19 protein-coding genes are annotated in these 21,736 nt (G+C 69.6%); 11 read left to right on the top strand and 8 right to left on the bottom strand.

The genetic code is table 11. The annotated features are described in order from the left end of the window. The first annotated feature begins 263 nt into the window (after positions 1-263). Positions 264-1,181, top strand: a complete 918-nt coding sequence (locus tag ADK66_RS31425; RefSeq protein ID WP_157552486.1) for a hypothetical protein — start codon at positions 264-266, stop codon at positions 1,179-1,181. A gap of 318 nt (positions 1,182-1,499) precedes the next feature. Here the strand turns inward: ADK66_RS31425 and ADK66_RS14665 are convergent, their stop codons facing one another. Both ADK66_RS14665 and ADK66_RS14660 read right to left on the bottom strand, forming a co-directional pair. Next, positions 1,500-1,964 (bottom strand): hypothetical protein, encoded by a 465-nt coding sequence (locus ADK66_RS14665; RefSeq protein WP_053655597.1) that lies wholly within the window; start codon positions 1,962-1,964, stop codon positions 1,500-1,502. A 7-nt stretch (positions 1,965-1,971) separates the two neighbouring features. After that, positions 1,972-2,679, bottom strand: a complete 708-nt coding sequence (locus ADK66_RS14660; RefSeq protein WP_053655596.1) for a DUF899 family protein — start codon at positions 2,677-2,679, stop codon at positions 1,972-1,974. A 137-nt stretch (positions 2,680-2,816) separates the two neighbouring features. Between ADK66_RS14660 and ADK66_RS14655 the strand changes: the two genes are divergently transcribed. Next, positions 2,817-3,737: an RNA polymerase subunit sigma-70 gene (locus tag ADK66_RS14655; protein ID WP_053655595.1), complete on the top strand. Its 921-nt coding sequence runs from the start codon at positions 2,817-2,819 to the stop codon at positions 3,735-3,737. 202 nt (positions 3,738-3,939) lie between these two features. Here ADK66_RS14655 and ADK66_RS14650 read toward each other — a convergent pair whose 3' ends face one another. Then, positions 3,940-5,073: a cellulose binding domain-containing protein gene (locus ADK66_RS14650; RefSeq protein ID WP_053655594.1), complete on the bottom strand. Its 1,134-nt coding sequence runs from the start codon at positions 5,071-5,073 to the stop codon at positions 3,940-3,942. Positions 5,074-5,375: 302 nt separating this feature from the next. Between ADK66_RS14650 and ADK66_RS14645 the strand changes: the two genes are divergently transcribed. The 3 genes from ADK66_RS14645 (at position 5,376) to ADK66_RS14635 (ending at position 9,461) form a co-directional block, all read left to right on the top strand. Then, positions 5,376-6,488, top strand: a complete 1,113-nt coding sequence (locus ADK66_RS14645; protein ID WP_053655593.1) for an FAD-dependent monooxygenase — start codon at positions 5,376-5,378, stop codon at positions 6,486-6,488. Between the two features lie 128 nt (positions 6,489-6,616). Continuing rightward, complete coding sequence (gene ctaD / locus ADK66_RS14640) at positions 6,617-8,377, top strand: cytochrome c oxidase subunit I (protein ID WP_053655592.1); 1,761 nt, start codon at positions 6,617-6,619, stop codon at positions 8,375-8,377. Positions 8,378-8,960: 583 nt separating this feature from the next. Next, complete coding sequence (locus tag ADK66_RS14635; protein ID WP_053655591.1) at positions 8,961-9,461, top strand: hypothetical protein; 501 nt, start codon at positions 8,961-8,963, stop codon at positions 9,459-9,461. On the opposite strand, the gene ADK66_RS14630 is transcribed toward ADK66_RS14635, so the two are convergent. From ADK66_RS14630 to ADK66_RS14610, 5 genes are all read right to left on the bottom strand, one after another. Further along, the gene (locus ADK66_RS14630) at positions 9,435-10,637 is read right to left on the bottom strand and encodes an IS110 family transposase (protein ID WP_157552495.1); all 1,203 of its coding nucleotides are present in this window, start codon (positions 10,635-10,637) and stop codon (positions 9,435-9,437) included. The two genes, ADK66_RS14635 and ADK66_RS14630, sit on opposite strands and share 27 nt — an antisense overlap. Positions 10,638-11,045: 408 nt before the next feature. Then, positions 11,046-12,296 carry an MFS transporter gene (locus ADK66_RS14625; RefSeq protein WP_053655590.1) on the bottom strand — a complete coding sequence of 417 codons (1,251 nt, stop codon included), beginning with the start codon at positions 12,294-12,296 and terminating at the stop codon, positions 11,046-11,048. A 40-nt stretch (positions 12,297-12,336) separates the two neighbouring features. Further along, positions 12,337-12,918 carry an isochorismatase family protein gene (locus ADK66_RS14620; protein ID WP_053655589.1) on the bottom strand — a complete coding sequence of 194 codons (582 nt, stop codon included), beginning with the start codon at positions 12,916-12,918 and terminating at the stop codon, positions 12,337-12,339. A 51-nt stretch (positions 12,919-12,969) separates the two neighbouring features. Beyond that, positions 12,970-14,256 carry a nicotinate phosphoribosyltransferase gene (locus tag ADK66_RS14615; RefSeq protein ID WP_053655588.1) on the bottom strand — a complete coding sequence of 429 codons (1,287 nt, stop codon included), beginning with the start codon at positions 14,254-14,256 and terminating at the stop codon, positions 12,970-12,972. Between the two features lie 16 nt (positions 14,257-14,272). Next, positions 14,273-16,951: a LuxR C-terminal-related transcriptional regulator gene (locus ADK66_RS14610; RefSeq protein ID WP_053655587.1), complete on the bottom strand. Its 2,679-nt coding sequence runs from the start codon at positions 16,949-16,951 to the stop codon at positions 14,273-14,275. 198 nt (positions 16,952-17,149) lie between these two features. Here ADK66_RS14610 and ADK66_RS14605 point away from each other — a divergent pair, with 198 nt between their 5' ends. The 6 genes from ADK66_RS14605 to ADK66_RS14580 all read left to right on the top strand — a co-directional run bounded on the left by ADK66_RS14605 (position 17,150) and on the right by ADK66_RS14580 (position 21,607). Further along, the gene (locus ADK66_RS14605; protein ID WP_053655586.1) at positions 17,150-18,694 is read left to right on the top strand and encodes a hypothetical protein; all 1,545 of its coding nucleotides are present in this window, start codon (positions 17,150-17,152) and stop codon (positions 18,692-18,694) included. Positions 18,695-18,842: 148 nt separating this feature from the next. Then, positions 18,843-19,133, top strand: coding sequence for an ATP-dependent Clp protease adapter ClpS (clpS, locus tag ADK66_RS14600; RefSeq protein WP_053655585.1), 291 nt, complete (start codon positions 18,843-18,845; stop codon positions 19,131-19,133). Positions 19,134-19,194: 61 nt separating this feature from the next. Beyond that, entirely contained in the window at positions 19,195-19,689 is a 495-nt protein-coding gene (locus tag ADK66_RS14595) for a DUF2017 domain-containing protein (RefSeq protein WP_197281524.1), read from the top strand. A 53-nt stretch (positions 19,690-19,742) separates the two neighbouring features. Further along, the gene (locus tag ADK66_RS14590; protein ID WP_053655583.1) at positions 19,743-20,231 is read left to right on the top strand and encodes a Mov34/MPN/PAD-1 family protein; all 489 of its coding nucleotides are present in this window, start codon (positions 19,743-19,745) and stop codon (positions 20,229-20,231) included. Between the two features lie 69 nt (positions 20,232-20,300). Further along, entirely contained in the window at positions 20,301-20,630 is a 330-nt protein-coding gene (locus ADK66_RS14585; RefSeq protein ID WP_053655582.1) for a MoaD/ThiS family protein, read from the top strand. A gap of 11 nt (positions 20,631-20,641) precedes the next feature. Further along, positions 20,642-21,607 (top strand): PLP-dependent cysteine synthase family protein, encoded by a 966-nt coding sequence (locus tag ADK66_RS14580; RefSeq protein ID WP_053655581.1) that lies wholly within the window; start codon positions 20,642-20,644, stop codon positions 21,605-21,607. The last annotated feature ends 129 nt before the right edge of the window (positions 21,608-21,736 follow it).

The raw sequence follows: 21,736 nt of genomic DNA, 5'->3' as shown, positions 1-21,736 counted from the left end.
ATGGTCGACGCAGTCGGCCGTGAGGTGGACGTCGATCTTCTTCCCGATGATTCCGCGGTATTTGATCCATGGCGTTTGTTGCGCTTCTCGAATCAATCTCAAGGAGCGGGGTCGGAGGTCGGCCACTGTGCCGAGCAAGTGTGTCGCGAACTTGTGAGGGAGGGTGTGCTCCGTGAGCCGATACCCGGATGGTTCTGTGCTGCCAATGAGCCGGTCCCGCGGCGATCGCGGCCGTAGCCACGCCTAGTCAGGGAGCGGAGTCGATGAACCATGGCGCCACCGATGGTCCTCAGCACATGCTCAGCCCCGCTGGGCTTGCAGCATGGAGGATTCTTCGAAGCGGACACCGTAGGCATGCCTTTTGGTTGCTGGCGCACCCCCGATCGACGCCGGAACTGATATTTCAAGCATGGGTACTGGCGATGCGCCGCACGTTCTCCCGAGAGGCGTCCGACCAGCGTGTAGCCGTGTACCTGGAAGGCGTAATCAACCGTACTGGCAGGTCGGCGACCGACCTCCAAATCGCTGAGCTGATTGACCTGGCTTTCAATAATTCCTCTTCTGTGAGCCGGAATGTGAAGAGAGGCATCCTGCCGATTCTCGCCGACCTGGTGCAGAGTCAGTTCCCAAGTGGAGAGCAGTGTGCCGAGTTGGTGCGAGCGGCCGAATCGCGGGCCGACCGGCTACGCCGCAAAGCACGCAAGCGGCCGACTGTTGCAGGGCTAGGAAGTGCCCTGCCTACGAGTGGACCCAGGTCGGTGGTCGGGCAGATTCTCAAGGCGCAAGCCTCCTATGACCGAGAACTCCTGTCAGCGCTGCCTGATGAGGAGTCCAGCGAGGCGGCGGCCGAACTCATTGACCAGGCAACCGCTGCCGTGCTTCGGGAGCGATTTCCGTCTCCTTCATCTGTGGAGCTTGTGCCAAAATTCGCGGCCCGGGTAGCGAAGTCGTCCAGCGACGTTCGACTGGACGAAATTCTTGCGGAGGTAGTCGCCCGAGATGCGCTCCTTCCCCAATCAACTATCGAATTGCCGGACGACCTCATGCTGCACGCAAAGATTATGACGTTTGTGCAGGCAGTGGAGGACCTCGGATTGTATTCGCGGGAGATTGATTCAATAATCAGTGCCGCGGAACGTGCGGCCGAGAATGCAGGCGTACGACTGAAGGCTATGCCTTGATCGAGGTCTGTGGCCAGTGAGTGAAGTTTGGGCTTGTCCGCCGAGTTGGACGCCCTGCTTGGGCTGTAAGCGCGAGGTGCACGGCTGCGTGATGAAAACAGCCTGCTGTTCAACCTCGTTGACGAGGCGCGCTCTGGCCGATGGGACGTGCGTGCCTTCTCCACCGCTTGGCGAATCGAATCCGAGGACGACGTGGTGGTTGGTGCCGACGACGACAGGGATCGCCTCCGACGGGCTGTCGCGGTGTGAAAACGGCAAGGTTCTTCAGGGCGTTGAGGTCTGTGCCCCGAGCCTCGACACTACGCTTGTTTTTGCTGTTTACCGTCTTCGCGTCTTTCCTTGTAACCGCCAGTGTCGACCCTCGAGGCTGGCAGCAATGGTCACTTCGGCCGTGGCGGCGCGTAGCAACACGAGCGCCGCGTCATGGCCGGTGACGGTGCCGTGGTCCGTCCGGGGCCCGGCGGCCATGTGGCGGGTAGCCATCGACTCGCCGTGTTGATGCATCAGCACGGCGAGCGCCATGAGCACGGCCCCGGCCATACGGTGCCACTCCAGCTCCGGGCCGCGCTCGGTCGGATCGCCGACGACGATTGCCACCGCCAAGGCCAGGAGCAGCAGCGTGCCCGCGTGCTGCACAACCGGTGCGGCGTCGAGGGTCACCGCGACCATGACAGCGACTGTCGCACCCGCAAGCATTCGGGCTCTGCGGGAAGCGCCCGCCTGCGGCACGACGCAGCAGCAGGCTGACACCGCGGCCGACCCGAGCATGATCACCTCGATCATCAGGACGTCATCGCGGTGCGACGCCGGGGCGTGACCATTGCGCGGTGGGGCGGCCGTTGAGACGCCAAGGGTGCCCGGTGACCCGCGGCCAGCCTTCAGGCGAGTTTTCCCAGTTCTCCTGCCGGCCGTACACCGTGAGGTCCAGGGCGTGGTACGTGGTCATCAACGCCTCCACGCCCCGCCCGGTGGTCCAGTAGGTCTCGTAGACCTTGTCGCCGTCGCGCAGGTAGCACGCGATGAACCCGAAGTCACGACCGTCGGCCAGAGCCGGGTCGGAGTCTTTCGCCGAATACCAGGGGAACCTGTAGCCCATGAACTCCGCGAACGGGGCACTTTCGTCGTAGGGACCCTGGCAGAACACGGCGTAGGTGACGTCCCGAGCGTGCAGGTAGTCCAGCATCTGCATGTGACAGGTCGAGAAGGTGCACCCCTCACACTGATGCTCGTACGGTTTGCCGTCGTGCCACATGTGGAAGTAGGCGATGAGCATCCGGCGGCCCTCGAACACCTCCACCAGCGGGGTGTCCCCGCCAGGGCCCCGCACCGTCACCGTCGGCATCAAGGTCATCGGCAGCTGACGACGAGCGGCTGCGATCGCGTCTCCTTCACGGGTATGGGCCTTCTCCCGGACCAGCAGTTCGTTGCGCTCGCGCAGCCAGGTCTCCCGGTCGACGACCGGGGGCGCTGCGGCGCTGGACGCGGGGGTTGCCGTCATGGCTATCTCCTTCGTGGAGTGGGGATCGGTCACAGGTACAGACGACCGAGTCGGCGATCGTCATCGGTGACCGATGACGGATGGGGCCCGCGGTCGTCAGTACGGTTGTGAGGACCAGTCAGCCCCGGGGAGATCACATGTCCGACTCGCCTGACGAGCAGGCGGTCTGGCTGCAGCGCGCCTTCGACGAGCACCGGCGTGAGCTACACGTGCACTGCTACCGCCTCGCCGGGAACGTCACCGACGCGGACGACCTGGTGCAGGAGACCTTCCTGCGTGCCTGGCGGGCTCGCGACCGCTTCGAGGGTCGGGCGTCGGCGCGCACCTGGTTCTACCGGATCGCCACGAACGTCTTCCTCGACAGCCGCAAGGCGGCCGGTCACCGGACGGTACCGTACGGTGACCCGCTGGAGTGGTCCACCGAGCTCGGTCCCTATCCCGACGCCCTGCTGGCCGACGATCCGCAGACCGGTCTCGCCGCCCGGGAAACCGTCGAGCTGGCCGTGATCGCAGCGCTCATGTACCTGCCGCCGCGGCAGCGGGCTGCCTTCGTGCTGCGCGACGTCCACGGCTGGACGCCGCAGGAGATCGCCGCCGCGCTCGACACCGCCGTAGCGGCCGTCAACAGCCTCCTCCAGCGGGCCCGCCACACCCTCCGGCGGCAAGCGCCGTCGGACCCGAAGGACTGGCGCCGCCCGCAGCTCAGCAGTGAGGACGAAGAGATCCTGCGCCGCTACGCCAACGCGAGGGACCCGGAGACTTTCCGGGCACTGCTCGCCGAGGACGTACGGATCACGATGCCGCCCGAGCCGCCGGTCGTCGGGATCGACGCGGCCGCGGAGTTCCTCGGCCGACCGCTCGACTGGCGTACGTTCCCCACCTCGGCCAACGGGCGCCCGGCACTGATCAACTATCTCCGCCGGCCCGGCAGCCCGCACTACGAGGCGTTGGTCGTCGACGTACTCCGGATCGAGAACGGGAAGATCGTAGAGAGCAACGCCTTCATCGGTGCCCGTCACGTCGCCGCCTTCAGCATGCCCGCCACGCTCGAGCCCTAGACGAGTAAGTCTCAAGCTAAGTGGCCGAGTCTGCGCTGGTAGTGGGTCGTCGGGCTCGGACTTGGGATGTTCGTCGCCAGGTTGACCAGGCGACGGTCAACGCGATGATCTCCGGGTCGGCGTCGGGCTGCTGGGCGGTGGTGGCGGCGAGGATGCGGATGCGGGGTCGCGACTTCGGTCGCGACCCCGCACAGTGGCCGTATCAGGCGCGGGAGCAGGACGTCCCGTTGAGCGAGAAGCTGGTCGGGGACGAGTACGACCCGTTCAGCGTTCCCTGGTAGCCGAAGCTTGCCGTGCCGCCGGGTGCGATCGATCCGTTGTGGCCGGCGTTGCGGGCGGTCACCGAGGACCCGCTCTGGCTGACCGTGGCGTTCCAGGCGTTGGTGACCTGCTGTCCGCTGGGCAGCGTGTAGTTGAGCGTCCAGCCGTTGATCGTGCTGGAGCCGGTGTTGGTGATCTGCACGTCAGCGGTGAAGCCGTTGTTCCACGAGTTCGGCGTGTACTTCACCGCGCAGCCCGAGCTGCCGCCCGGCGGTGGCGTGGTCCCCGGGGGCGGGGTGGTGGGGTTGTTGTTGCCGCCGCCGTTGACGTTCGCGGAGAACGAGGTCACCGCGAGGCCGGCGCCGCCCTGCCAGGGCTCGAAGCCGGCCTGGATGCTTGTCAGGTACCAGCTGTTGGTGATGGCGCCCCGGTTGCGAACGTCGTTGATGAACTCCAGCACGCTGAAGTTCAGGCTGGAGATCGCCGACGGCGCGACGTACGAGATGACGTTGTTCGAGCCGTTGCTGCCCTGCCACACCTCCCAGGTGCGGCCGGCGAGGGTGGTGTTGCCGACCCGCGAGCCGATGGGCTGGATCGAACCCTGCCGGTTGAGCCAGATCATGATCTCCATCTGGTTGACGCCGTCGCGCTTTGGCGACGGGTCCAGCCAGATGTCGTACGACGCGTTGTAGATGGCGCCGCTGACGTACCGGTAGTTGATGCTGCTGGTGGCGCTGCTGATCTGGCTCACCTGGATCGGCAGGTTCGTGCCGGGAGAGCAGTTGGTGTAGTGACAACCGAAGAACACCGAGGGGTACGCCGTGGGCGCGCCGTTCGTGGGGTTGCTGCCGTTCTGCGTGGTGATCTCGAAGCCGGTGCTTGTGACGTTGATGCACTGCTGGGCGGTGGTGCCCCACTTGTTGTTCTGCACCACGTACCGGCCCTGAATGGTGGTGGAGCCGTACTGTTCGCAGATCTGGGTGTCGGCGGAGGCGGTGCCTCCGAGGGCTACGGCGAAGAGCGAGCCGCTGAGCAGCAGGCCCGCCGCCAGCAGGGCCCGAAGTGGACGTTTCATGACGCTCCTTGACTGCGGCGCGTGCGGCGCGCCGAACGGGTCGGGGCAGGTGCGGGAGCGCTCCCACGCTCGCTGACACATTTACATGCCTGAAACTCTGGCGCAACCGTTCGCGTCAAACTGGTGAAATGTGAGGATTGCCATCCGCCCGCCGTACGGCCGTCGCCGCACGTCCAGCTGAGCGGCACGCGTCCCCGAGAGGTGGTTCCGGGCGGCCGGTCGGGCTCTGGTGTGCGCCGATTGCGCCGAGTAGCGTGTTGCCTCCAACGCGTGCCGTAACCCCTCCGGAGGCGTACACCACAATGGGTGGCTCTCCCCTGCGCATCCTCGTCGTCGGCGCAGGCATCGCCGGCCTCGCCGTGGCCCGGGCGTTACGCCTGGCGGGCTTCCGGCCCGACGTCACCGACAAACTGCCGCCGGGGGAGTCGACCGCGACAGGCCTCTACCTGCCCGGCAACGCCGCCCGCGCGTTGCGCCGACTCGACCTGCACGACCCGGTCCGCCCGCTCGGACAGGTCATCCACAGGCAGTGCTTCTTCGACGCGACAGGCGCGCCGCTGTGTGAGGTGGATCTCGACACCCTCTGGGCCGGCGTCGGCGAATGCCGGGCGTTGCCCCGGGCGGACCTGCACCGGGTGCTGCTCAGCGGTGCCGGCGGCGCCGTCCGCCACGGCGCCGAGGTCCGCGCCCTGGACCTGCTTCCGGGAGGCGTCGGCGTCACCTTCACCGACAACACCACCACCGAGTACGACCTGGTCATCGGCGCCGACGGGCCGCGTTCCTCGGTCCGGGCGCTGGCCGCGCTCGGCGGGCCGCCCCGCCCCGTCGGGCAGGTGGTCTACCGGGCGGTGCTACGCGACGGCCCGCCCGTCAGCGAGTGGACCGCGCTGCTCGGGCAGCGCTCCGGCCTGCTGTTGGTGCCGATTGGTGAGGGTCGGCTGCACTGCTACGCCGACGAGGCCGGCACCAAGACGCCCGCCGACCCGCTGGCCCGGCTCCGCGAACTCTTCGGCGAGTACCGGGGGCCCGTGCCCGAGGTGCTGGAGATGCTGACGCCGGACCAGGTCCACGTCGGGCTCACCGACGAAGTGGAGCTGGGCCGCTGGTACCGGGGACGGGTGCTGCTGGTCGGTGACGCCGCCCACGCCACCGCGCCGACCCTGTCGCAGGGTGCCGCCATGGCACTTGAGGACGCCGTGGTGCTTGCCGAATCACTGTGCGCAGCCAGCAGCGTCGACGCGGCACTTGTGGCGTACGAGAGTCGTCGTCGCCCGCGTACTCGATGGGTGGCCGACCGGACCCGGGACCGCAACCGCACCAGAGACGTGCCGCCGGCGCTGCGCGACCCGCTGCTGCGCGGACGCGGTGGACGGATCTTCGGGGGGCACTACCGGCTACTGATCGGCCCGCTGTAGGCCCGTAGTAGATCGTGTCACGCCACCCCACGCGGCGCTGCGACCTGCCGGGGACTATCCTCCCTACGGATGACGGCCCGCAGATAACCAGCGTGTGCCGAGCGACAACCGAGAACCGGAGGCCACTCGTGACCACCGTCGCACCCAAGCCGGTCGTGACCCGGCCCTGGCCGGTCCGGGAGCCGGTCAAGGGGTCGGCCATCGCGCGGCTGCTGCGAACCACGGACGCGAAGCAGATCGGGATCATGTACATGATCACCGCGTTCGTGTTCTTCATGATCGGTGGCCTGATGGCCCTGGTCATGCGGGCTGAGCTGGCTCGACCCGGGCTGCAGTTCCTCTCGCCCGAGCAGTACAACCAGCTCTTCACGATGCACGGCACGATCATGCTGCTGTTCTTCGCGACGCCGATCGTGTTCGCCTTCGCGAACTACATCGTGCCGATCCAGATCGGCGCGCCCGACGTTTCCTTCCCTCGCCTGAACAGCTTCGCCTACTGGCTGTACCTGTTCGGCGGCACGATGGCGACCGCCGGCTTCATCACCCCGGGCGGTGCCGCAGACTTCGGCTGGTTCGCGTACGCGCCGCTGAGCAGCGTCGAGCACTCGCCCGGCGTCGGCGCCAACATGTGGGTCATGGGTCTGGCCATCTCCGGCCTGGGCACCATCCTCGGCGCGGTGAACATGATCACCACGATCCTCACCCTGCGCGCGCCCGGCATGACCATGTTCCGGATGCCGATCTTCACGTGGAACATCCTGGTCACCAGCCTCCTGGTGATCCTGGTCTTCCCGCTGCTGGCCGCCGCGCTCTTCGCGCTCGCCGCGGACCGCATCCTCGGTGCCCACGTGTACGACCCGGCGACCGGCGGGCCGATGCTCTGGCAGCACCTGTTCTGGTTCTTCGGCCACCCCGAGGTGTACATCGTCGCGCTGCCGTTCTTCGGCATCATCAGCGAGGTCATCCCGGTCTTCTCCCGCAAGCCGATCTTCGGCTACAAGGGCCTGGTCGCCGCGACCATCGCGATCGCCGCGCTCTCCATGAGCGTCTGGGCGCACCACATGTTCGCCACCGGCCAGGTGCTGCTGCCGTTCTTCAGCTTCCTGAGCTACCTGATCGCCGTGCCGACCGGTATGAAGTTCTTCAACTGGATCGGCACCATGTGGCGGGGCCAGATCAGCTTCGAGACGCCCATGCTCTGGGCGGTCGGCTTCCTGGTCACGTTCCTCTTCGGTGGTCTGACCGGTGTGCTGCTGGCGAGCCCGCCGCTGGACTTCCACGTGTCGGACTCGTACTTCGTAGTGGCCCACTTCCACTACGTGCTCTTCGGCACCATCGTGTTCGCGGTCTTCGCCGGCATCTACTTCTGGTTCCCGAAGATGTTCGGCCGGATGCTCGACGAGCGCCTGGGCAAGGTGCACTTCTGGCTCACCATGATCGGTTTCCACACCACGTTCCTGGTGCAGCACTGGCTCGGTAACGAGGGCATGCCCCGCCGGTACGCCGACTACCTGCCCAGCGACGGCTTCACCACGCTGAACATGATCTCGACGGTCGGCGCGTTCATCACCGGTATCTCGACGCTGCCGTTCATCTACAACTGCTGGAAGGCGTACAAGACCGGCCCGGTTGTCGAGGTGAACGACCCCTGGGGTCACGGCAACTCGCTGGAGTGGGCGACCAGCAGCCCGCCGCCGCTGCGCAACTTCGACCGGATGCCCCGGATCCGCTCCGAGCGGCCGGCGTTCGACGAGAAGTTCCCGGAGTTGGCCGCCGGTGGCCAGAGCCTGGCAGGTCCGCCGGAGGGTGGCTCCAAGCCGCTCACCAGCGAGTCCGACGGCGGTGCCAGCTACCGCGAGGACACCGCCAGCGACATCGACCGCAACTGACGCTCAGCTGAGCCGTACGACGGGCGCCGCCCCCGGGACACCGGGAGCGGCGCCCGTCGCCATGTCCGGCCAGCAAGACCCGCGTCTCGCCTCGCGCCAACAGTGCCGCTGCCGCTGCGGCTGCCGGTGTAGGTGCGGGGGTGCGGTGTCGTTGTAGGCCGTGCGGGTGCGGTGCGGGTGGACGCGGGCCGTGCGGGCGGACGCGGGCCGTGCGGTGCGGTGCGGTGCGGGTGGACGCGGGCCGTGCGGGCGGACGCGGGCGGTGCGGTGCGGTGCGGGCGGGCGCGGGCCGTGCGGGTGGACGCGGTCCGTGGCGTCGTGGCCTGGCCTGCGTTGTTGGGCCGTGTTGCTGGGCTGTGTTGCTGGACTGCGGCTCCGATCCCGGCGTGGCTTTGTTGTTGTCGTTGGCCTCGGCGGTCGGGTCGGGTCGGGTCCCTGAGAAGCTGATACCTGTGAGTCATATTGATGACTCACAGGTATCAGTGCGACGAGAGGACAGGCCCACCCCGGGGGGGTGTCCCTATGGCCTTCGTCAAGGAAGAACAGGGGTGCGGTTGGAAGACAGTGCCGACAGCATGGCGACGTGGCTGACCTCGCGTGGGATGACGTAAGTGAGTGGTTCGATCTTGAGTCGAACGGGGTGCTGCCGGACGTGCATGTGCCTGACACGACTGTCGCCGATTGGCAAGCCGTCGTGGACCTCGTTCGGTCCAAGGGTTGGGCCTACGAGTACGCGGTGGACGGGCGGGTCGTTCGTGTGCCGCACCACGTTGAGGACATGCTGAGCCTGCGGCATGAGGCGGGCGTGACGCTGAAGGTCTGGCCGGCGCCTGACGTGCTTGCGATCTTCCGGCCGTACGCAGTTGAGCAGATCGACTTTGATGTCGATTTAAGGGAGTTGCAGGGCCAGCGGGGCTTGGACGTGCTGTGCGGGTTGATGAGGGCAATCGGCCGCAGGCTGGGCAAGCCGGTGGTGATGACCGCTGAGGGCTTTGACGCTGTGCCGATCATCGGTTATGACGCTGATGACGACCGAGTGACGGTCCTCGCCGTGGATTCACATGGCAGCAGCGACGTGGGTTGATGGGGGTTGGTAGGGGATTTTGTCGCGGAGCATGGCGAACAGGACGTCGCAGCGGCGTCGGGCGAGGCAGATGAGGGCGGCGTTGTGGCGTTTGCCTTCGGCGCGTTTGCGGTCGTAGTAGGCCCGGCTGACGGGGTCGGCGAGGGCTGCGAACGCGGCGAGGAAGAACGCGCGTTTGAGGTTCTTGTTGCCGCCTCGTGGTGGGTGTTCGCCGCGGATGCTGCTGCCGGATCGTCGGGTGACCGGGGCGAGGCCGGCGTAGGCGGCGAGGTGGCCGGGGGTGGCGAAGCTGCTGCCGTCGCCGACTTCGAGCAGGATCCGGGCTGCGGTCCTGACGCCGACGCCGGGCATCGAGGTCAGGACCGAGGCGAGAGGGTGTGCATCGAGGATCCGCTCGACCTCGCCGGCGACCTGGTCGCGTTGGCGCAGGACGTCGCGGAGGCTGTCGGCGAGGCGGGGCAGGATCGTTTCCGCTGCGGTGGTGCCGGGGACGGTGACGGTCTGCTCGTTGAGGGCGGTCATGATCTGCTCGATGAGCCGCTCACCCATTCGGGGCGCGTGGGCGGCGGCGATCGAGGTCAGTTTGCGGCGGCCGGCTTTGCGCAGTCCGATCGGGCCGCCGCAGCGCGACAGCAGCTCCAGCACAGCCTTGTGGTGCACCTTAGGGCCGAGGACTCGTTCCAGGGCAGGGTGGATCTGGGTGAGCAGGCCCCGGATGCGGTTGGACACTCGGGTGGCTTCGCCGGCGAGGTCGTCATCGAAGCCGACGAGGACTTCCAGCTCGGCCAGGGTCTCGTCGCCGGTGTCGACCCGCCGCAGCGTGTGGGGCAGGGTGCGGGCCGCGTCGGCGATGACGTAGGCGTCGCGGGCGTCGGTCTTCGCGTTTCCGGGGTGCAGGTCGGCGATGCGGCGCATCGCCAGGCCGGGCAGGTAGGCAACCTGATGACCGGCCGCCCGAGCGACCGCGACCGGCAAGGCGCCGATCGAGGCGGGCTGGTCGACCACCACCAACACCGTGCCGTGACGGGCGAGTTTGTCGAACAGTTGCCGCAGCCGGACCTCGGTATTCGGCAACGCCGCGTCGTGCAACCGTCTGCCGTCCGGTGCCAACCCAACCGCGTGGTGATCACCCTTGCCGACGTCCAACCCGAGGTAGACGCCGTAACCGTCGTGCACCACACCCGCCTCCACGCATCTTCCCGTGGCCCCGGCCGCTGGTCAGGCGTCGGACTGCCGGCAGCCACGTTACGAAGAGACCTACCCCGAACACGGGTGGCCGTGTCCCTATCAGCGGTCCGCCGACGCCACCCGACCCGGCGACAACACCCCCCGGATCATCCGAACGACAGGGGCAGGAAGTCATACCGGGCCGGGCGACCGAGGGTCCCCGGCTGGGGACGATCAAAAAGGTAACGGGCAGCTTGCCGGAGTGGCGATCGGTGTGCGGTGGCGTGCCGGAGTGAGGATGGGTGCGGCGTGGCGCCGAATCGGGATGGGCGCGTGGCGGCTCCCGGAGTGGCGATCGGTGTGCGGTGGCGCGCCGGAGTGGCGATGGGTGCGGCGGCCGCTTGGTGGCGCGGTGGATTAGCGGTTGGCGGGAGCGAGCTCCGCGTCGGGTTGCGGTAGAGGTGCGGCGCTGGCAGCGGTGCTGCGGCGGCGCAGCTCGATCGGGAGCACGACCAATGTGACCAAGGCGCCGAGCGCGCCGGTCACCACGAAGCCCCAGAGCGGCGTAGTGGCGTCGATCACCGCGCCGGCTAGCGGTGCGCCGATGGCGATGCCGACGGTGACGGCCGAGCCGTGCAGGCCCATGGCCTCGCCGCGTACCTCGGCGGGGACCAGTCGGCTGACCGCGTCCGAGCCGGCCGCGATGGTCGGCGCGCAGAGAGCCCCGGCCGGGATCAGCGCCAGGCAGAGCAGCCACCAGTGTGCGCCGCCCAGCCCGACGGGAATGGTGCACAGAGCCAGCGCCCCGGTGAGCACCAGCGGCGAGAACGAACGGTGCACGGCTCCGTAGGCGAATCCGCCGGCCAGCGAGGCGACCGCCCAGATGGTCAGCACCGCCCCCGTCCAGCCGACCTCGCCGCTGGCCCGCAGGACGGCGACCACCGCCACGTCAGTGCCGCCGAGCACCAGGGTGGCGGCGGCACTGAGCGCCAGGACGGCGAGCAGTTGGGGCGTCAGCCACTCCCGGTGCGGCACCCGGCGTCGCGGTCCGACGGGCTCGGCGGCGCCGCGGATCGGCGGGTTGACAAGCCACAGGGCGATACCGGCGGCGACAATGCCACCACCGACGAGGTACATGGTGGTCTGTGCCGAGATCGCGGTGACCAGGGCGACCGCCAGCGCTGGGCCGATCATGAAGGACAGCTCGACCGACATGGAGTCCAACGCGTACGCCGGTCGCCGTTGATCTTCCGGAACCAGCGCGGCGATGGACTGGCGGACCACCGAGAAGATGGGCAGGGCCAGCGAGCCGGCCACGAAGGCGGCCGGCAGCAGCAGCGCGTACGGCAGTGACGGCGCCGTGCTCCAGAACACCGCCTCGGCTACCGCCGTCAGCACCAGCACCGGGCGCAGACCGCGACGGTCCACAAGTCGGCCGAGCAGCGGGCCGCCGATCGCCGCGCCCACGGTGATGGCAGCGCCCACCAGGCCCGCGGCCCCGTAGCCCCGGTCGAGGTCGAGAACCACGTGAAAGGTCAGCGTGATCCCGGTCGCTGTGAGCGGGATGCGGGCCAGGACGGCGATCAGCAACAGCGACCGCAGGCCGGGCAGCGCGAGCGCCGCCCGGTAAGGCTTCATGTTCACGTTGGTCCCTACCTCCGGCGACATCCTCGACCGGCGGCGGACCGATGGCCACCCAATTACCGCATCATGCGGCCCTGATCACAGGCTCGCCGTGCAGCGTCACGCCGGCGCCGTCCATGGCCCGCAGGGCCACGTCGGTGGTCGCCGGAGCGACAGCGGCTGTCAACTCCAGCAACACGGTAGTGGCGAAGCCCTCGCGGGCGGCGTCCAGCGCGGTGGCCCGGACGCAGTGGTCGGTGGCGATCCCGACCACGTCGACTCGGTCCACGTCGTGCCGGCGCAGCCAGTCGGCCAGGCACTCGCCGTCGTCGGCGTGCCCCTCGAACCCGGAGTACGCCGCAGCGTGCTCGCCCTTGTGGAAGATCGCCTCGACCCGCCCGGTGGCCAGGTCGGGGTGGAACTCCGAGCCGCTGGTGCCGACCACGCAGTGCCGCGGCCAGGACTCCACGAAATCCGGCGGATCGCCGAAGTGCGCGCCAGGGTCGATGTGGTAGTCCTTCGTGGCGACCACGTGATCCCACCGCTCCGGCTCGCTGGCGAGCAGCCGGGAGATGCCGGCGGCCACCCCGGCGCCACCCGCGACGGCAAGGGAGCCGCCCTCGCAGAAGTCGTTCTGTACGTCCACGATGATCAGCGCGTTTGCCATCGGGTACCTCTCTTCTCGTGCTCAGGTCTGTGGCGGAGGTCCGGAACGAACTCAGGCGGCGGGTACGACGGTGACCGGGATGGCCGGGTCACCGGCGGACAGCTTCAGCCCCTCCCACGGGATGGAGATGAGGCACTCCCGCAGGTGCGCCCGTGACTCGTCGAGGGTGGGCAGGGTCAGCGGCTCGCCGTCAGCCACGTACGAGCGCTGGAGCATGCGGTCGTTTGCCTGCCGGTCCGGCACGCCCTGCGAGACGATGATCTCCTCGGTGGCGGTACCGGTCGGCTTGTGCCGGCGGACCGCGACCTTCCGGCCGCCGATTGTCGCCTTGTGCTCGGAGCGCTTCACCACGGGCCGGCCTTCGACCTCGACGAGTTTGTAGACCAGCCCGGCGGTGGGCGCACCCGAGCCGGTGACCACCGCGGTGCCCGCGCCGTACATGTCGACGGGTTCGGCGGCCAGCGCGGCGATGGCGTACTCGTCCAGGTCACCCGAAACGATGATCTTGGTCTCGGTGGCGCCCAGCGAGTCGAGCAGCTCGCGGGACTGTTGGGCGATCACCGCCAGGTCACCCGAGTCGATCCGTACCGCCCGCAGCTCCGGCCCGGCCACCGCGATGGCGTTGCGGATGCCCTGGCTGATGTCGTACGTGTCGACAAGCAGCGTGGTGTCCTTGCCCAGCGTGGCGACCTGCGAGGCGAACGCGGCGCGCTCGTCGTCGTGCAGCAGCGTGAACGCGTGCGCGGCAGTGCCCGCCGTGGGGATTCCGTAGCGGGCGCCGGCGGCGAGGTTGGAGGTGAACCGGAAGCCGGCCAGGTACGCCGACCGCGCCGCGGCCACCGCCGCCTCCTCGTGGGCGCGGCGTGACCCCATCTCGATCAGAGCCCGGCCCCGGGCAGCAGTCACCATCCGGGCCGCCGCTGCCGCCACCGCGCAGTCGTGGTTGAGCACGGACAGCGCCAGCGTCTCCAGCACCACGCACTCGGCGAAGCCGCCGGAGACGGTGAGGATCGGCGAGCCGGGAAAGAACAGCTCACCCTCGGCGTACCCGTCGATGTCGCCGGTGAAGCGGTAGTCGGTGAGCCAGGCCGCCGCCGCGTCGTCGACCACGCCGGTCCGGCGGAGGAAGTCGACCTCGGCCGGGTCGAACCGGAAGTCGCGGATCAGCTCGATCAGCCGGGCGGTGCCGGCGACCACGCCGTAACGGCGGCCGCTCGGCAGCCGACGGCTGAACACCTCGAAGACGCAGCGACGGTCGGCGGTGCCGTCCTTCAGTGCGGCGCTGACCATCGTCAGCTCGTAGTGGTCGGTCAACAGCGCGGGGCGGAGGTTGCTCACCGCCCCAGCCTAAGGTTCAGTCCGCGTAGTCGCCCTCGTGGCCCGGGATCGCCCGCAGAGCGGCCCACAACTCGGCCCGACCGGTCACGCCGAGCTTGGTGTATATCCGCTGGAGGTGGTTCTCGACAGTGCGGGCCGAAAGGTAGAGGCGCTCGGCAATGGCCTTACTTGTCGCGCCGTGCGCGGCGAGGCGGGCCACCTGCCACTCGCGGTCGGTGAGCACCGGCGCTCCGGCGCGCAGCGCGGGCGTGCGGATCAGGTGGCACCGGCCGAGCAGACCGGCCAGGCGCTCCCGGGCCTCGCCCGCCGCCACCGACTGCTGTTGGCGCAGCAGGTGCAGGGCCTGGGCGGTGGCCTCGGCCGCGTACACGGTCAGCTCCAGCGCGGCGTAGTCGTCGGCGACAGCGAGCAGATCCGTGGGGTCGTTGGTCACCGCAGCCCGGGCGTGCCGGGCCAGCAGCGGCGGAAGCACCCCGTCCACCTGCTCGGAGAGTTCCGCGAGGCGCTGCGCCACAGTGCGCCGGCCACCGTCGCGGCAGGTCGGACCGGTCGGTGCGCCTGCCTGGTCCAGTCGGACCAGGTCGTGCAGGACGTGCACCTCGTGCCCGGCGAAACCGTCCGCCCGCAGCCGGTCGGCCAGGTCGCTGAGCTGCTTGACCGCGCCCGGCAGGTCGCCCGACGCGGCGAGCACCGCGCCCCGGGCCTGCTCCAGCCACGGGTAGAGCACCGCCATGCCCGGTGCGTGGGTGCGGTCGGCCTCGGCCATCGCCTCGGCGGCCTGCGCCGCGTCACCGCGCAACGCCGCCGCCTGCGCGCGCTCGGCCTGGGCCAGACCGGCGTAGACCCGGCTGGTGGCCAGCACCGCGCAGGCACCCAACGAGGTACGCATCGCCAAGTCGCTCTGCCCGCGCAACCGTGCCGCGTACGCCTGGAGGATCGCCAGGTAGCCGGTGCCGAGCCGGAAATCGCCGGCACCCGCCAGGTCGGCGAACTCGTCGGCCACGATCGCGTCGATCCCCACCAGGTCGCCGGTGAGCATCAGCCGGGTGCCCCGGGCCAGTTCCAGGGCCAGCTGCAGGTACGGCATGTCGGTGCGCCAACTGGCCGCCGCCGAGTGCACCTGGGCGATCGCCGCACCGCTGCGGGCCAACTCGCCCTGCGCGGCCTGGACGTGCGCGATGGTGCTGCGGGCCAGCTCACGGGCGGCGACGCTGGCCGCCGGCCGGTCCAGCACACGCTGGCTCAGCCGCACCGCGGTCGTCGTGTCCAGCCGATGCAGGCGCATGATCGCCTCGAAGGCGTGCACACGGGCCCGGTCGGCGGAGTCGCTGAGCTGCTCGACCCGGCTCGCGATCTCCTCCACTGTGGATTCGCGGCTCAATCCCCAGTAGCTGACCATCCCGCGTACGGTCAGCCAACGGCAGAGCCGCCGCTCGTCGTCCGGTTCGAGGGTCACCGCGTCGAGGACGCTGAGCGCCTCCTCCGGCCGGTCGGCGAACATCAGGATGGTGGCCAGCAGCTCCGCCGCGTCCGAGCCGCCGTCGGCGTTCAGCGCGGCGCGTGCCAGCCGGGTCGCCAACGGCACGTCGTAGCGGGTGAACGCCTGCACCGCGGCGTCCACGAGCAGTGTCGGGTCCTGCGCGGTGCCCGAGTCGAGTCGCCACACCGCCACCCGGAGCAGGTCGTCGCGGCGGCGCTTGCCCACGCGCTCCAGCAGCTCGGCGAGGTGTGCCTGGAGCCTGCGGGTGCGGCTGACCGGGCAGCGGCGGCGCATCACCTCGCCGTATAGCGGGTGGGCCAGCCGTACGTTGGTCCGCCGGTCGTGCTGCACGACGGTGATCAGGCCGCGCTCCTCGGCCATCTCCACATCGGACGGGTCGGCAGCCTGGTTGAGCAGGTGCAGACCGAGTGGTTCACCGAAGGCGACAAGCTCGACGACAGTGCGGACGCCGTCGGTGAGCTGCCCGACACGGGTGTCGATCAGGTCGGTGAGGTTGGGCGCCAACTCCAGCCGGCCCGTCCACTTCCAGATCCCGTAGGTGCGCTTCAGTTCCTCGCTGCCGTTGGCGGCGTGCACCAGCTCGCGCAGCAGCAGCGGGTTGCCGGCCGACAGCCGGCCGAGCCGGTCCGCGGAGCCGGCGTCGACCGGGCCGCCCAGGATCGCCGCCAGTAGGCCGGCGGTCTCCGACGGTGGCATCGGGGTCAACTCGACGTGCTCGACCAGGTCGTCGGTCCAGAGCGCGCGGATCGGCAGGGGGACCTGCTCGCCGTCGCGCAGGGTGCCGACGACTGTCGCGTTGTCCGACCGGGCGACCAGGTGCACCAGCGCCGCCGACGGCGGGTCGAGCAGGTGCGCGTCGTCGATGGCGAGCACGATCCGCCGGCCGGCGGCCTGTTGTTGCAGGACGCCGAGCGCCCAGCGCAGGATGCCTGCGGGGGAGAGCCCCTGGGGCTGCTCGGCGGGGAGGACCTGGACCAGCCCGCCGAAGGGCAGCGCGGCAGTGGTGGCGCTGGCGGCGATGGACCAGATCGCGTACCGGTCGGTGGGCAGGGCGTTGACACCTTCGCGCAGCAGCCGGCTCTTGCCGATGCCAGCGCTGCCACTGAAGAAGAGCCCCCGGCCGGCCTCGCCGGTCACCGCCGCCAGCAGGCGGTTGAGTTCGTCGGTCCGCCCGACGAACTTCCATCGACTCATCCGCGCAGCATATCCATCGAATTCCGTCTGCGCTCGCACCGTCACGCAGCGAAGTTGAGTAGTGGCACAATTACCCATGAGTATCCGAAGTGTTCTGCCTGGTCGGGGGGCCGCCCGTAGTCTTCCGGGCATCCGGGTACTGCCACCGGAGTTTCCACGCGACCGGCACGACCGGTCGCCTGCCTCGGGAGGCACCTGATGCAGCAGGGCCCTCTCCCCCCGGTCGACTCGCCGATGGCGATGACTGACCCGACCGGCCAGCCGACCTGTGACCCGTTGCCCGCCCGGGTCGGTGTGACAGGCCCCGCGGCCCAGGAGCCGCTCGGCGTCGTCGCCGTCGGCCCGGCCGGCGCTGACCGGCGCGCGGTCCTCGCCGCCCTGGTCGGGCTCGACCCGGTGATGCTCACCGTGCCGGCGGGCAGTTGGTTGGTGGTGCGCCACGCCAAGGTGCCCACCCGGGCGGCGTTCGTGCCCGGCTACCGCCAGCCGCACTCGTACGGCGCGGACCGTGACGCCGCAGGTCCGGCGCTGGCCCGCCCGGCACGTCGGGTCGAGCTGAGCGTGCCCGAGCCGCTGCTGCGGCACTTCACTCTGATCGACACACCCGACACGGGGAGCCTCGGCGTCGCGGGCGCTCGGGTGTTGCTCGATGCTGTCGGACGGGCCGGCGCGTTGCTGTTCGTGATCTCCGCCGATCAGGCGTTCACGGCCCCGGAGCTGAACCTGCTCGCCGAGGTGGCCGCATCTCCCGTCGAGGTCGTCTTCGCGGTGACCCCCGGAGCAGCGGGTTGGGCACCGCCGGCCGACAGGACGGCGACGAATCGTGAGGCGGGGTCGACCTCCCCGGCGGGAGACCGCCCCGGGGAGGTCGACTCGACGGCGGTGACGGTGGAGGCGCACCGGGCGGCACTGTTGGCCGCCGTGCCCTCCCTGGCCGGGGCGCGGTGGTTCCCGGTCGGCGGCGCGGATCCCGCCGACCTGCGCCGGGCGTTGGTGGGCTGGTCGGCAGGTGAAGGACTGCACCGGGCCAGTAACGACCCGCCGATGTTGCCCGGCCAGCACGACCGGGTGACGGCGGTCGCCGACCCGGGGGACTGGTCCGAGCGGCTCGACCGGCAGACCCGATCCTGCGCACAGCGGATCCGCCAGCATCTCGCCCTGGAGTTGGCGAACATCCACCTGCGGGCGGTCCAGGAGATCGTCTTCGGGGTCGGCTGCGCCGGCCTGCCGGACCTGCTGGACCGCGAGATGGCCGCCCTGTCGCTGCTGGCCACCGCGCAGTGCGATCACGCGGTGCGGCGCATCCTGGGCGACGCCGCCACCCAGGTGCTCGGCGCGCCGCCGGCCGAGGGCGTACGCCGCCGGATCGCCACGGCCGTGCAGTACGGCCTGGCAGACCACCGGCAGGGCCGTGACCTGGACCCGGTCCTGCTGATCACCAGTACGGCCGGGGTGGCCAAGCTGACCGGCGCCGAGGCCATTGACGCGCTGGCCGGCTATCCGACGGCGTACCGCGACGAGGTGCTTCCACCGGTCGCCGTGGCACTCTCCGGTGGTTGCTGGCAGCAGTGGCGTACCCCTGGCAACGACGACCAGAGCGCGGCGCGACGGTGGTCCCAGCGGGCGTTGCGGGAGGTCGAGCTGGAACTTTCCCGGGAGGTCTCCCGACGGTTCGAGGTGATCCGCCTCTCGCTGGGTGGGGTGCTCTCCGATGCCATCGAACACGGCATCCTGCTCGCCTGACGGCCTCGCAGCCCGCTGTCGCGGACGTCCACCGTGCCTCGTTTCCGACGGCGGCCGGGGCGGCCCAGGGGCGGTCGAGATGGGCGATCCGCGACGAGCCGGCGTTCCGGTTCCTCGGTTCCGGGAAACCGGTGGCACGATGGGGGGCATGGCGGCTCCGCAGGTTGCACCGGTCGAGACGCCGGCCACCGTCGAGGTGCCGGCGGCCGACGGGCAATGGGTGACGATCGTGTGGGACGACCCGGTCAACCTGATGACGTATGTGACCTGGGTCTTCCAAAAGCTGTTCGGCTACAGCCGGGAGAGGGCGGAGCAGCTCATGCTTGATGTGCACCACAAGGGGCGTGCCGTGGTCTCCACGGGCGCCCGGGAGCGGATGGAGCACGACGCGTCGCAGTTGCACGCGTACGGGCTGTGGGCGACGGTGGACCGCTCGTGAGCGCGAGGAGTGAGCCGGAGTTGCGAGCCCTGCAGTCGCGAACGGGATCAGCGTCGTGAGCATGTTCCGGCGGCAGGCTGGCCGCTATGTCGCCACCTTCGCGGTCGACGAGGCGCGGGTGCTGCGCAAGGTGGCCTCCGAGGTGGTCGGTCTACTCACCGACGGTTTCGACCACACCGACCCGGTAGTGGGTCGGCTCTTCCCGGCGGTCTATCCGAAGGACGCGCCGGGCACCGCCGAGTTCCGCCGCTACACCGAGGGTGACCTGAAGACCGCCAAGATCGACCAGGCGGGGGCCATCCTGGCCGCGTTGCCTGACGAGGCGGGCGGCGAGGTGCGGTTGGACGCCGAGGCGGCGGAGGCGTGGCTGCGGGCGTTGAACGACGCGCGGCTCGCGATGGGCGTCCGGCTGGAGATCAAGGACGGCACGGACCTGGGCGAGGAGCTGGACGACGCGGTGGCCGAGGATCCGGCGTCCAGCCGGGTGTTCCAACTGTCGGTCTACGCGTACCTGGGGTATCTACAGGAGTCGCTGCTCAACGCCTTGATCGACTAAGCGTGAGCGGCACCACTTCAGGCCGCGGCCCAGCACGGGCTAGGCTGGTGGACGTGCTGAGCATCGAGCGGTCGATCATCGACGCGATCGTCGCCCACGCGCGCCGGGACCACCCCGACGAGGCGTGCGGCGTCGTCGCTGGTGCCGTCGGCAGCGACACCCCGTCCCGGCACATCCCGATGGAAAACGCCGCGCGGTCGATGACCTTCTACGAGTTCGACTCGATGGAGCAGTTGCGGGTGTGGCGGGAGATGGACGACCGGGACGAGGAGCCCGTGGTCATCTACCACTCGCACACCGCCACCGAGGCGTACCCGTCCCGCACGGATGTCTCCTTCGCCGGTGAGCCGGGGGCCCACTACCTGCTCGTCTCGACCCGTGAGCCCGACTCGGAGGAGATCCGGTCGTTCCGGATCGTCGACGGCGTGGTGACCGAGGAGCCGGTCCGCATCGTGGAGGCGGGGGTCGACCCGCACGCCGTGCAGTCCTACATGTTCGGGCAGAGCCCGGCGACTGTCGACTACGAGTGTTCCGGCCGCTGATCCGTCAGCGTCCGCACCCGTTGTCCTTCCTGTCACCGTTGGCACACCTGAATTGAGGAGCACGACATCATGGCTATCGAGGTTCGCATCCCCACCATCCTGCGCAGCTACACCGGCGGCGCGAAGGTCGTCGAAGGTTCCGGCGACACCCTTGGCGACCTGCTCGTCGACCTGGACTCCCGGCACGCTGGGCTGCGCAGCCGGCTGATCACCGACGCCGGTGCGCTGCACCGCTTCGTGAACGTCTACGTCAACGACGAGGACGTCCGCTTCCTCGGTGCGCTGGAGGCCAAGCTCGCCGACGGCGACAGCGTGACCATCCTGCCGGCCGTGGCCGGCGGCGCGTTCGGCTTCGCGGCGGCTGCCGCGATCAGCCAGCACGCCGTCGCTGCTCGCTGAGGTCTGCCGTCATGGCGCGGTACGACAGCCTGCTCGACGCCTGCGGGGGCACACCGCTCGTCGGTCTGCCCCGGCTCTCCCCGACGGTTCCCGACGGCGCGCCTCCGGTGCGGCTCTGGGCCAAGCTGGAGGACCGGAACCCGACCGGCAGCATCAAGGACCGCGCGGCCCTGTTCATGGTCCGCGCGGCCGAGGAGGCCGGTCGGCTGCGCACGGGTGACACGATCCTGGAGCCGACAAGCGGCAACACCGGCATCTCGCTGGCAATGGTTGCCAAGCTGCGGGGCTACCGGCTGGTCTGCGTGATGCCGGAGAACGTCTCCACCGAGCGGGTCCAGCTGCTCCGCATGTACGGCGCCGAGATCATCTTTTCGCCGGCGGCGGGCGGCTCCAACCAGGCTGTCGCGACCGCCAAGCAGATCTCCGCCGAGCATCCCGACTGGGTGATGCTCTACCAGTACGGCAACGAGGCGAACGCGCGGGCGCACTACGAGACGACCGGGCCGGAGCTGCTGCACGACCTGCCCACCATCACGCATTTCGTGGCCGGGCTGGGCACCACGGGCACGCTGATGGGCACCGGTCGTTATCTGCGGGAGAAGGTCGACGGCATCCAGATCGTCGCCGCCGAACCGCGCTACGGCGAGCTGGTCTACGGGCTGCGCAACATCGACGAAGGGTACGTCCCGGAGCTGTACGACGCCTCTGTGCTGTCGCGGCGGTTCTCGGTGGGCACCCGGGACGCGGTGTTGCGCACCCGCCAGCTCGTCGACGTGGAGGGCATCTTCGCCGGCTTCTCCACGGGCGCCATCCTGCACGCCGCGCTCGCGGTGGCGCACGAGGCGGTCCGTGACGGCCGCCGCGCCGACGTGGCCTTCGTGGTGTGCGACGGCGGCTGGAAATACCTGTCCACCGGCGCGTACGGCGGCACGCTCGCCGATGCCGAGGACGCCCTGGAGGGGCAGCTCTGGGCGTGACCGCGAGGGTCCGCCCGCACGCTACCCCGCCGCACTGTGAGTAGGTGTCACGTTCGTGACAAGTTCGAGCGGATGATTCTGGTGGTCGGGCACCCCGGCGTAGGCTGCGCAGCGTGGCGCACGTGTCAG

Source organism: Micromonospora sp. NRRL B-16802, assembly GCF_001279555.1.
In the GTDB taxonomy this organism is placed as follows: Bacteria; Actinomycetota; Actinomycetes; order Mycobacteriales; family Micromonosporaceae; genus Micromonospora; species Micromonospora profundi.
Note: the sequence above shows the minus strand (reverse complement) of the source record. Positions and strands in the feature narration are given on the sequence as shown.

Bases quoted from the DNA above. Each gene is read 5' to 3' on its own strand.
- clpS (WP_053655585.1), top strand. From the start codon at position 18,843: ATGGCGGCTCCGCAGGTTGCACCGGTCGAGACGCCGGCCACCGTCGAG.
- ADK66_RS14625 (WP_053655590.1), bottom strand. From the start codon at position 12,296: ATGTCGCCGGAGGTAGGGACCAACGTGAACATGAAGCCTTACCGGGCG.
- ADK66_RS31425 (WP_157552486.1), top strand. From the start codon at position 264: ATGAACCATGGCGCCACCGATGGTCCTCAGCACATGCTCAGCCCCGCT.
- ADK66_RS14610 (WP_053655587.1), bottom strand. From the start codon at position 16,951: ATGAGTCGATGGAAGTTCGTCGGGCGGACCGACGAACTCAACCGCCTG.
- ADK66_RS14605 (WP_053655586.1), top strand. From the start codon at position 17,150: ATGCAGCAGGGCCCTCTCCCCCCGGTCGACTCGCCGATGGCGATGACT.
- ADK66_RS14645 (WP_053655593.1), top strand. From the start codon at position 5,376: ATGGGTGGCTCTCCCCTGCGCATCCTCGTCGTCGGCGCAGGCATCGCC.
- ADK66_RS14620 (WP_053655589.1), bottom strand. From the start codon at position 12,918: ATGGCAAACGCGCTGATCATCGTGGACGTACAGAACGACTTCTGCGAG.
- ADK66_RS14665 (WP_053655597.1), bottom strand. From the start codon at position 1,964: ATGATCGAGGTGATCATGCTCGGGTCGGCCGCGGTGTCAGCCTGCTGC.
- ADK66_RS14660 (WP_053655596.1), bottom strand. From the start codon at position 2,679: ATGACGGCAACCCCCGCGTCCAGCGCCGCAGCGCCCCCGGTCGTCGAC.
- ADK66_RS14585 (WP_053655582.1), top strand. From the start codon at position 20,301: ATGGCTATCGAGGTTCGCATCCCCACCATCCTGCGCAGCTACACCGGC.
- ADK66_RS14650 (WP_053655594.1), bottom strand. From the start codon at position 5,073: ATGAAACGTCCACTTCGGGCCCTGCTGGCGGCGGGCCTGCTGCTCAGC.
- ADK66_RS14580 (WP_053655581.1), top strand. From the start codon at position 20,642: ATGGCGCGGTACGACAGCCTGCTCGACGCCTGCGGGGGCACACCGCTC.
- ADK66_RS14595 (WP_197281524.1), top strand. From the start codon at position 19,195: ATGTTCCGGCGGCAGGCTGGCCGCTATGTCGCCACCTTCGCGGTCGAC.
- ADK66_RS14655 (WP_053655595.1), top strand. From the start codon at position 2,817: ATGTCCGACTCGCCTGACGAGCAGGCGGTCTGGCTGCAGCGCGCCTTC.